This window comes from Achromobacter sp. 2789STDY5608615, assembly GCF_001298995.1.
GTDB lineage: Bacteria > Pseudomonadota > Gammaproteobacteria > Burkholderiales > Burkholderiaceae_B > Achromobacter > Achromobacter insuavis.
On record NZ_CYTY01000079.1, the window covers coordinates 1 to 9,172 of the forward strand.

Consider the following 9,172-nt stretch of genomic DNA (forward strand, 5'->3'; position numbering starts at 1 on the left):
CTAAAAGGCCGCGCGGGCGGCCTTTTAGGACTTACGCGGTGTCTTGCGTCTGAGCGATGGCGCTCTCGCGTGTGGGTGACGGTGCTGGCGTTCTTATGTTGGGCTGGCGTGAAGTGGAAGATCTTGCGATGGTCGCCCTTCCTCGGCCGCGCGGGCGGCCATCGGAGGGCATTCGCGGGGTCTTGCGGTTGAGGATGCTGCTTCGCGCTTGCGGTGAATGGTGGGGCGGGGCCCGCCTCAAGCCGGCCGCGCGGGCGGCCTTTTGAGGCTTACGCGATGTCTTGCGATTGGTGATGACGCTATCGCGTATGGCGGCGGCGAGATTATTTTCTTTGGAAGGTTTGCTGGCACTTCGCATGGTTTTTCATTGCAAGCGTGCCAGCGTCGCGACGCATTTGCTATTGAAGGCATGCCAGCACCGCGACTCACTTGCCATTGAAGACATGCCCGCTCCGCGACGCATTGCCACCAAGGCACACCTGCACCCAAACCCTTTGCCATTGAACGCCTGCCCGCACCAAGACTGTTTGTGGTCGGCGCAAGCGACTCGTCACGCGCAACCCGCTTTCCGCCGCGCCGACCACCATCGCCCCTCCCCCAAACGTGGGGAAACAACAGAAACCCGATCCCCACCCGCGCGCAGCGCACCCGCCCCACTTTCAACTGCCCAGACGCCCATCGTGACCGCCCGCGCGGTCGCGATGGGCAGCCCTGCAGGTTCCATGCCCTGCACACAGATCTAGCAGCGCGACAAGCCTCGAAATCCGCAGCCCCTCGGGCAGGCGGACCCGGTGGCGGGCAACCTCGATGCGCCCGACGGAATCCGAAGGCAGCCGCCGGGAGGCGGCAACGAGGATGAGGCAGGGGAAGTCCGGAGCGAACGCTCCGGACCGCAATCGTGGGCGCCCGCCACCGGGTCCGCCTGCCCGAGGGGCGACCTACGAAGCTCAACACCGCGACGCCAGAAAATGCGCCTCCCGCCATGGAACTCGCACCCGCCACCCTAAGCCCGTCCCCAGAATCGGACCCCCCACGTTTCCCCCATTTGCGATCCTCCCCATCCAGGTATATATTTCAAGCCTAAACTATCAAGGCCTAAAAATAGCAGCGACCCACCCCCGCGTCCGGGCCGCACTTCTTGGAGCGTTACGGCAATGAAAATCGTATGCATTGGTGGTGGTCCCGCCGGCCTGTATTTCGGGCTCCTCATGAAGCTGCAAGACCCGGCCAACGAAGTCACCGTCATCGAACGCAACCGGCCCTACGACACCTTCGGCTGGGGCGTCGTGTTCTCGGATGCCACCATGCAGAACCTGCGCGAAGCCGATCCCGTCTCCGCCCAGACCATCGGCGACGCCTTCAACCACTGGGACGACATCGACATCCACTTCAAGGGTCGCAGCATCCGCAGCGGCGGCCACGGCTTCATCGGCATCGGCCGCAAGAAGCTGCTCAACATCCTGCAGGCGCGTTGCGAAGACGTCGGCGTCAAGCTGGTGTTCGAGAACTTCGTCCAGGACGACCAGGCCATCGCCCGCGAATACGACGCCGACCTGGTCATCGCCTCCGACGGCATCAACAGCCAGATCCGCACCCGCTACACCGACACCTTCCACCCCGACATCGACCAGCGCCGCTGCCGCTTCGTCTGGCTCGGCACCAAGAAGGTCTTCGACGCCTTCACCTTCGCCTTCGTCCAGACCGAACACGGCTGGTTCCAGGCCCACGCCTATCGCTACGAAGACGGCATGTCGACCTTCATCGTCGAAACGCCCGAAGAGACCTGGCAGGCCGCCGGCATCGAGCAGATGAGCCAGGAAGAGGGCATTGCCTACTGCGAAAAGCTGTTCGCGCCCTGGCTCGACGGCAACGCGCTCATCAGCAACGCCTCGCACCTGCGCGGCTCGGCCATCTGGATCCGCTTCCCGCGCGTCATCTGCAACACCTGGGTCCACTGGAACCAGCTCGAAACCTGCCGCGGCAAGCGCGCCGTGCCGGTGGTGCTGATGGGCGACGCGGCGCATACCGCGCACTTCTCCATCGGCTCGGGCACCAAGCTGGCGCTGGAAGACGCCATCGAACTGGCGCGCTGCCTGAGCGGCGCCGAGGGCAGCGTCGAGCACGGCCTGAAGCACTACGAGGAAGTGCGCAGCGTCGAAGTGCTGAAGATCCAGAACGCCGCCCGCAACTCCACCGAGTGGTTCGAGAACGTGGCGCGCTACGCCGAACTCGAACCCGAACAATTCGCCTATTCGCTGCTGACCCGCTCGCAGCGCATCTCGCACGAAAACCTGCGGCTGCGCGACCCGGCCTGGCTGGAAGGCTTCGAGCGCTGGATCGCCGAGCATGCCGGCGCGCCGGCGCCCGCCGGCCAGCGGCCCGCGCTGCCGATGCTGACGCCGTACCGGGCGCGCGGCGTGACGCTGAAGAACCGCATCCTGGTGTCGCCGATGGCCATGTACTCCTGCGCCGACGGCGTGCCGGGCGACTTCCACCTGGTGCACCTGGGCGCCCGCGCCATGGGCGGCGCCGGGCTGGTGATGGTGGAAATGACCTGCGTGTCGCCCGACGGCCGCATCACCCCGGGATGCCCGGGCCTGTGGAACGACGAGCAGCAGCAGGCCTTCGCCCGCATCGTCGGCTTCGTGCACGGCAACAGCGACGCCCGCATCGGCGTGCAGATCGGCCATGCCGGCCGCAAGGGCTCGACCCAGCTGGGCTGGCAGAAGATCGACCATCCGCTGGCCGAAGGCAACTGGCCGCTGCTGTCGGCGTCTGCCTTGCCGTACATCGAAGGCGTGTCGCAGACGCCGCGCGCCATGACGCGCGCCGACATGGACGAGGTGCGCGACAACTTCGTGGCCGCGGCCCGCCGCGCCCAGGCCGCCGGCTTCGACTGGCTCGAACTGCACTGCGCCCACGGCTACCTGCTGTCCAGCTTCATCTCGCCGCTGACCAACCGCCGCGACGACGAATACGGCGGCAGCCTGGAAAACCGCCTGCGCTTCCCGCTGGAAGTGTTCCGCGCGGTGCGCGCCGTCTGGCCCGAGGATAAGCCGATGTCGGTGCGGATCTCGGCCAGCGACTGGGTCGAGGGCGGCATCACCGCCGATGACGCCGTCGAGATCGCGCGCCACTTCAAGGCCGCCGGCGCCGACATGATCGACTGCTCGTCGGGCCAGGTCAGCAAGGAAGAAAAGCCGGTCTACGGCCGCATGTTCCAGACCCCGTTCGCCGACCGCGTGCGCAACGAGGCCGGCATCCCCACCATCGCGGTGGGCGCCATCTTCGAGGCCGACCACGCCAACGGCATCATCGCCTCGGGCCGCGCCGACCTCTGCGCGCTGGCGCGGCCGCACCTGGCGGACGCCTCCTGGACGCTGCGCGAAGCGGCCCGCGTGGGCTATCGTGATGTGGCCTGGCCGAGCCAGTATTTCGCCGGCAAGCGCCAGCTGGAAACCAATTTCGAACGCGCCGCCGCCATGGCGCAACTGGACATCAAATGAGCACGTCCTCCCTTCCCCTGGCCGGCCGCCACGCGCTGGTGACGGGCGGCGCCCGCGGCATCGGCCTGGCCAGCGCCCGCGCCCTGCTGGAACGCGGCGCGCGGGTCACGCTGCTGGGCCGCGACGGCGGCGCGCTGGAGGCGGCCGTCGACAGCCTGGCCAGCCTGGGCCAGGTGCAGGCGGTCAGCGCCGACATCGCCGACGAGGCCTCGGTGCGCCAGGCCTTCACCCAGGCCGAGGCCGAGCTCGGCCCGGTGCTGGTGCTGGTCAACAACGCCGGCCAGGCCGTCAGCCAGCGCTTCGACCGCACCGACGCCGCGCTGTGGCAATCGATGCTGGCGGTCAACCTGACCGGCACCTTCCACTGCATCCAGGCGGCCCTGCCCGGCATGCTGGCCGCCAAATGGGGCCGCGTCATCAACGTGGCCAGCACCGCCGGCCTGATCGGCTACGCCTACGTCAGCGCCTACTGCGCGGCCAAGCATGGCGTGATCGGCCTGACCCGCTCGCTGGCGCTGGAGACGGCGCAGAAGGGCGTCACCATCAACGCCGTGTGCCCGGGCTACACCGAGACCGACATCGTGCGCGGCGCGGTCACCAATATCGTCGAGAAGACCGGCATGACGCCGGAAGCGGCTCGCGCCAAGCTGGCCGAGCGCAATCCGCAGGGCCGCCTGGTGCAGCCCGAGGAAGTGGCCGAGACGGTCGCCTGGCTGGCGCTGCCGGCCTCGTCGTCCATCAACGGCCAGGCCATCGCCGTCGACGGCGGCGAAGTGATGACCGGCTGAGCCGGCGCCCACCCCACGATTCCAGAACGGAGACACCATGAGCACGCAGCCCGAAGAGCACACCATGAAGCACCACAAGCGCCCGCTGGCCGGTTACCAGGCGCGGACGTTCCTGTGGCAGGTGTCGGCCGACGGCAAGGTCGCCACCATCACGCTCAACCGCCCCGAGCGCAAGAACCCGCTGACCTTCGATTCCTACGCCGAACTGCGCGACCTGTTCCGCGCGCTGGTGTACGCGACCGACATCAAGGTGGTGGTGGTGGCCGGCGCCGGCGGCAACTTCTGCTCGGGCGGCGACGTGCATGAAATCATCGGGCCGCTGACGAAGATGAGCATGCCCGAGCTGCTGGACTTCACCCGCATGACGGGCGACCTGGTCAAGGCCATGCGCGCCTGCCCGCAGCCCATCGTGGCGGCGGTGGACGGCGTCTGCGCCGGGGCCGGCGCGATGGTGGCGCTGGCTTCCGACATGCGCCTGGGCACGCCGGCCGCGCGCACCGCCTTCCTGTTCACGCGGGTGGGCCTGGCGGGGGCCGACATGGGCGCCTGCACGCTGCTGCCGCGCATGATCGGCCAGGGTCGCGCCTCCGAACTGCTGTACACCGGCCGCGCCATGACCGCCGAGGAGGGCGCCAGCTGGGGCTTCTTCAACGCGCTGCACGAGTCGGACGCCCTGATGGACGCGGCGGCCAAACTGGCCGCGCAGCTGGCCGCGGGCCCCACCTTCGCGCACGGCGTGACCAAGAAACTGCTGCACCAGGAATGGAACATGGGCGTGGACGAGGCCATCGAGGCCGAAGCCGAGGCCCAGGCCATCTGCATGCAGACGCGCGATTTCCATCGCGCCTACGAGGCCTTCGTGGCCAAACAGAAGCCGGTCTTCGAGGGGAACTGATGATGCGCGACGCAAGCTGGCTGGACTGGCCGTTCTTCGACGACGCCCATCGCAAACTGGCGCATGAGGTGGATGGCTGGTGCGAAAGCGCCCTGGGCCACGTCGATCACCACGATGCCGACGCGGCCTGCCGCAAGCTGGTCAAGGCCATGGGCCAGGCCGGCTGGCTGCGCTACGCGGTCGCCGGCGGCCCCGGCGGCGCCTGGGGCGGCGCGCTGCCCGAGGTCGATTCGCGCGCGGTCTGCATCCTGCGCGAGACCTTCGCGCGCCACGAGGGCCTGGCGGACTTCGCCTTCGCCATGCAGGGCCTGGGCAGCGGCGCGATCTCGCTGATGGGCTCGGACGCGCTGCGCCAGCGCTACCTGCCGCGCGTGGCCAGCGGCGAGGCGATCGCCGCCTTCGCGCTGTCGGAGCCGGATGCCGGCTCGGACGTGGCCGCGCTGGCCTGCGAGGCCCGGCTGGAGGGCGACCACTATGTGCTCAACGGCGCCAAGACCTGGATTTCCAACGGCGGCATCGCCGACTTCTATTGCGTGTTCGCCCGCACCGGCGAGGCGCCGGGCGCGCGCGGCATCAGCGCCTTCGTGGTGGATGCCGACACCCCGGGCTTCGAGATCTCGGAGCGCATCGAGCTGATCGCGCCGCACCCGCTGGCCACCATCACCTTCGACAACTGCCGCATCCCGGTGTCGCAGCGGCTGGGCGAAGCGGGGCAGGGCTTCAAGCTGGCCATGATGACGCTGGACATCTTCCGCGCCTCGGTGGCCGCCGCCGCGCTGGGCTTTGCCCGCCGCGCGCTGGACGAAGGACTGGCGCGCGCCAAGTCGCGCCGCATGTTCGGCCAGACCCTGGCCGACCTGCAACTGACGCAGGCCGCGCTGGGCGACATGGCCACGGCCATCGACGCCTCGGCGCTGCTGACCTATCGCGCCGCGTGGATGCGCGACGTGCAGAAACAACGCACTACGCGCGAAGCGGCCATGGCCAAGATGACGGCCACCGAATCGGCGCAGACCGTGATCGACCGCGCGCTGCAGATGTTCGGCGGCGCGGGCGTGGTGTCGGGGATGCCGGTGGAGAAGCTTTACAGGGAAATCAGAGCGCTGCGTATCTACGAAGGCGCCACCGAAGTGCAGAAGTTGATCATCGCCCGCGAACTGCTGAAAGCCTGAAGAAGCCATCGAGCTTCCGCTTTCGGCACAGTCAACCACACCGCAGCAGCAAGGGGAATTCCATGGAAGTATCCGCCCACATCGACACCTTCACCCGGGACAATCTGCCCCCGGGCGAACAATGGCCAGAATTCCTGCTGGACGGTCCCGACGTGGCCTATCCCAAGCGCTTCAATTGCGCGGTGGAGCTGGTCGACGCGATGGTCGAGCGCGGCCATGGCGAGCGCGTCGCCCTGCGCTGGGCGCAGGACGGCAAGCCGGCCGCCATGACCTACCGCGAGCTGGCCGCGCTGACCAACCGCATCGCCCGCGTGCTGGTCGAGGACATGAAGCTGGTGCCGGGCAACCGCCTGCTGCTGCGCGGCCCCAACAACCCGATGATGGCGGCCGCCTGGCTGGCCGCGATCAAGGCCGGCCTGGTGACAGTGCCGACCATGCCGCTGCTGCGCGCCAAGGAACTCAAGCAGATCATCGACAAGGCGCAGATCCAGGCGGTGCTGTGCGATGTGCGCCTGAAGGACGAGGCGCAGTTCTGCGCCCAGCCGGATCACGAGCACCATTGCCCGGGGCTGGCGCAGATCGTGTATTTCAACGACACCGCGCCCGACGCGCTGGACGCGCTGGCCGCGGCCAAGCCGGACGACTTCACGGCCTGCGACACCGCCGCCGACGACGTCTGCCTGATCGTCTTCACCAGCGGCACCACCGGCGCGCCCAAGGGCTGCATGCACTTCCATCGCGATGTGCTGGCGATGTGCGACCTGTTTCCCAAGCACGTCATCAAGCCGGGCCCGGACGACATCTTCTGCGGCACGCCGCCGCTGGCGTTCACCTTCGGCCTGGGCGGCCTGCTGTGCTTCCCGCTGCGGGTCGGCGCCAGCACCGTGCTGGCCGAGCGCCTGACGCCGGAAAGCCTGTTGCAGCTGATCCAGGACTTCCGCGCCACCATCGTCTTCACCGCGCCCACGTTCTACCGCCAGATGGCGGCGCTGGTGGGCAAGTTCGACCTGTCCTCGCTCAAGAAGAGCGTGTCGGCCGGCGAGGCCCTGCCCGACGCCACCCGCCAGCTGTGGAAAGAGGCCAGCGGCATCGAGATGATCGACGGCATCGGCGGCACGGAAATGATCCACGTGTTCGTCTCCAGCCCGCCCGAGTCGGTGCGCCGCGGCGCCATCGGCCGCGTGGTGCCGGGCTATATCGCGCAGATCGTGGACGACGACATGAACCCCGTGCCCAACGGCACGGTGGGCCGCCTGGCCATCAAGGGCCCGACGGGCTGTCGCTACCTGGCCGACGAGCGCCAGCTGCGTTTCGTGCAGAAGGGCTGGAACCTGCCCGGCGACACGTTCATGCAGGACGACGACGGCTATCTGTTCTACCAGGCGCGCAATGACGACATGATCGTCTCGGCCGGCTACAACATCGCCGGCCCGGAGGTCGAGGACGCGCTGCTGCGCCACGAGGCCGTGGCCGAATGCGGCGTGGTCGGCGCGGCCGATGACGAGCGCGGCCAGCTGGTCAAGGCTTTCGTGGTGCTCAAGCCCGGCTTCGAGCCGAGCGAGGCGCTGGTGGCCGCGATGCAGCAGTTCGTCAAGGCCAATATCGCGCCCTACAAGTACCCCCGCGCCATCGAGTTCGTCGCCGCGCTGCCGCGCACCGAGACGGGCAAGCTGCAGCGTTTCGCGCTGCGCAAGATGGCGTGATTTTGCATCAAGGAAATGCCATGGCAGCACCATTCATCAGTCAGGTAGAGGTCCGCTTCCGTCATTGTGACCCGGCGGGCATCGTTTTCTATCCTCGCTATTTCGAGATGATCAATGACTTTGTCGAGGAATGGTTCGACAAGGGCATGGGCTTGCCATTCCACGCGCTGCACGTGGATCGCCACATCGGCACGCCGATGGCGTCGGTGACGTGCGACTTCAGCGCGCCGAGCCGCTGGCACGAGAAGCTGCGGCAGACGCTGCAGGTGCAGCGCATCGGCGGCGCGTCGTTCAAGGCGCTGGTGCGGTTCGAGGGCCCGGACGGGCAGTTGCGCCTGTCGGCGACGCTGACGATCGTGACGGTGGATCTGCGCACGATGAAGTCGATGCCGCTGCCGGCGGATCTGCGTGAACGTATGCAGGATTATCTGGTCGCCGCCGAATGAGTTCGGCGGGGGTCACCCTGGTGTTTGTTTTTTGAAAATAGGATGAGACGTTATGAAGATTCTGCAACCGCCGGATTGGATGGCGCCGAGGGGCTATTCGAATGGGATCCTGACCGAGATGACGGTGGGGAGCAAGCTGGTGTTCGTGGGCGGGCAGGTGGGCTGGAACGGGCAGCAGCAGTTCGAGTCGGATGACCTGGCCGACCAGGTGCGGCAGACGTTGGCCAACATCGTGGCGATTCTCGCCGAGGGCGGGGCCAAGCCGGAGCATATCGTTCGGATGACGTGGTATGTGACGGACAAGGATGCCTATGTGGCGGCTTATCCGGAGATCGGGAAGCATTACCGGGAGTTGATCGGGAGGCATTTTCCGGCGATGACGGCGGTGGAGGTGGCGGATCTGGTGGAGGATCGGGCCAAGGTGGAGATTGAGGTTACTGCGGTGGTGCCGGCTTGATGGTGGGCCGGCCTGGCGGGGTATTTGCGTCGGGTTGGGTTCTTTAGCCGCGGGTGACGGGGCAGGCGGGGGATGGCGGGGCTACGATTGCGGTCCGGAGCCTTCGCTCCGGACTGCCCCGTTGTCATCCTTGTATGGTGTAGATGCGCCTTCCGCAGTGGGAGGGTGCTGGGGTAGGGACGTCGTCATCCATCAGCCGGTAGCA

7 protein-coding genes are annotated in these 9,172 nt (G+C 67.6%); all 7 read left to right on the forward strand.

The window, feature by feature from the left end; translation table 11 throughout:
• Positions 1 to 1,154: 1,154 nt before the first annotated feature.
• Positions 1,155 to 3,506, forward strand: a complete 2,352-nt coding sequence (locus tag AOZ49_RS31170) for a bifunctional salicylyl-CoA 5-hydroxylase/oxidoreductase (RefSeq protein WP_054479768.1) — start codon at positions 1,155 to 1,157, stop codon at positions 3,504 to 3,506.
• The gene (locus tag AOZ49_RS31175; RefSeq protein ID WP_054479770.1) at positions 3,503 to 4,294 is read left to right on the forward strand and encodes an SDR family NAD(P)-dependent oxidoreductase; all 792 of its coding nucleotides are present in this window, start codon (positions 3,503 to 3,505) and stop codon (positions 4,292 to 4,294) included. Before AOZ49_RS31170 ends, AOZ49_RS31175 begins: the two co-directional genes overlap by 4 nt.
• A gap of 37 nt (positions 4,295 to 4,331) precedes the next feature.
• Positions 4,332 to 5,189 (forward strand): enoyl-CoA hydratase family protein, encoded by an 858-nt coding sequence (locus tag AOZ49_RS31180; RefSeq protein ID WP_054435703.1) that lies wholly within the window; start codon positions 4,332 to 4,334, stop codon positions 5,187 to 5,189.
• A gap of 2 nt (positions 5,190 to 5,191) precedes the next feature.
• Positions 5,192 to 6,361, forward strand: a complete 1,170-nt coding sequence (locus AOZ49_RS31185) for an acyl-CoA dehydrogenase family protein (protein WP_054479772.1) — start codon at positions 5,192 to 5,194, stop codon at positions 6,359 to 6,361.
• Positions 6,362 to 6,423: 62 nt separating this feature from the next.
• Positions 6,424 to 8,064 carry an AMP-binding protein gene (locus AOZ49_RS31190; protein ID WP_054479773.1) on the forward strand — a complete coding sequence of 547 codons (1,641 nt, stop codon included), beginning with the start codon at positions 6,424 to 6,426 and terminating at the stop codon, positions 8,062 to 8,064.
• A gap of 20 nt (positions 8,065 to 8,084) precedes the next feature.
• A complete protein-coding gene (locus AOZ49_RS31195; RefSeq protein WP_054435697.1) occupies positions 8,085 to 8,510 on the forward strand; it encodes an acyl-CoA thioesterase in 426 nt (141 codons plus the stop codon).
• Positions 8,511 to 8,562: 52 nt separating this feature from the next.
• Complete coding sequence (locus AOZ49_RS31200; RefSeq protein WP_054479775.1) at positions 8,563 to 8,967, forward strand: RidA family protein; 405 nt, start codon at positions 8,563 to 8,565, stop codon at positions 8,965 to 8,967.
• Positions 8,968 to 9,172 lie beyond the last annotated feature (205 nt).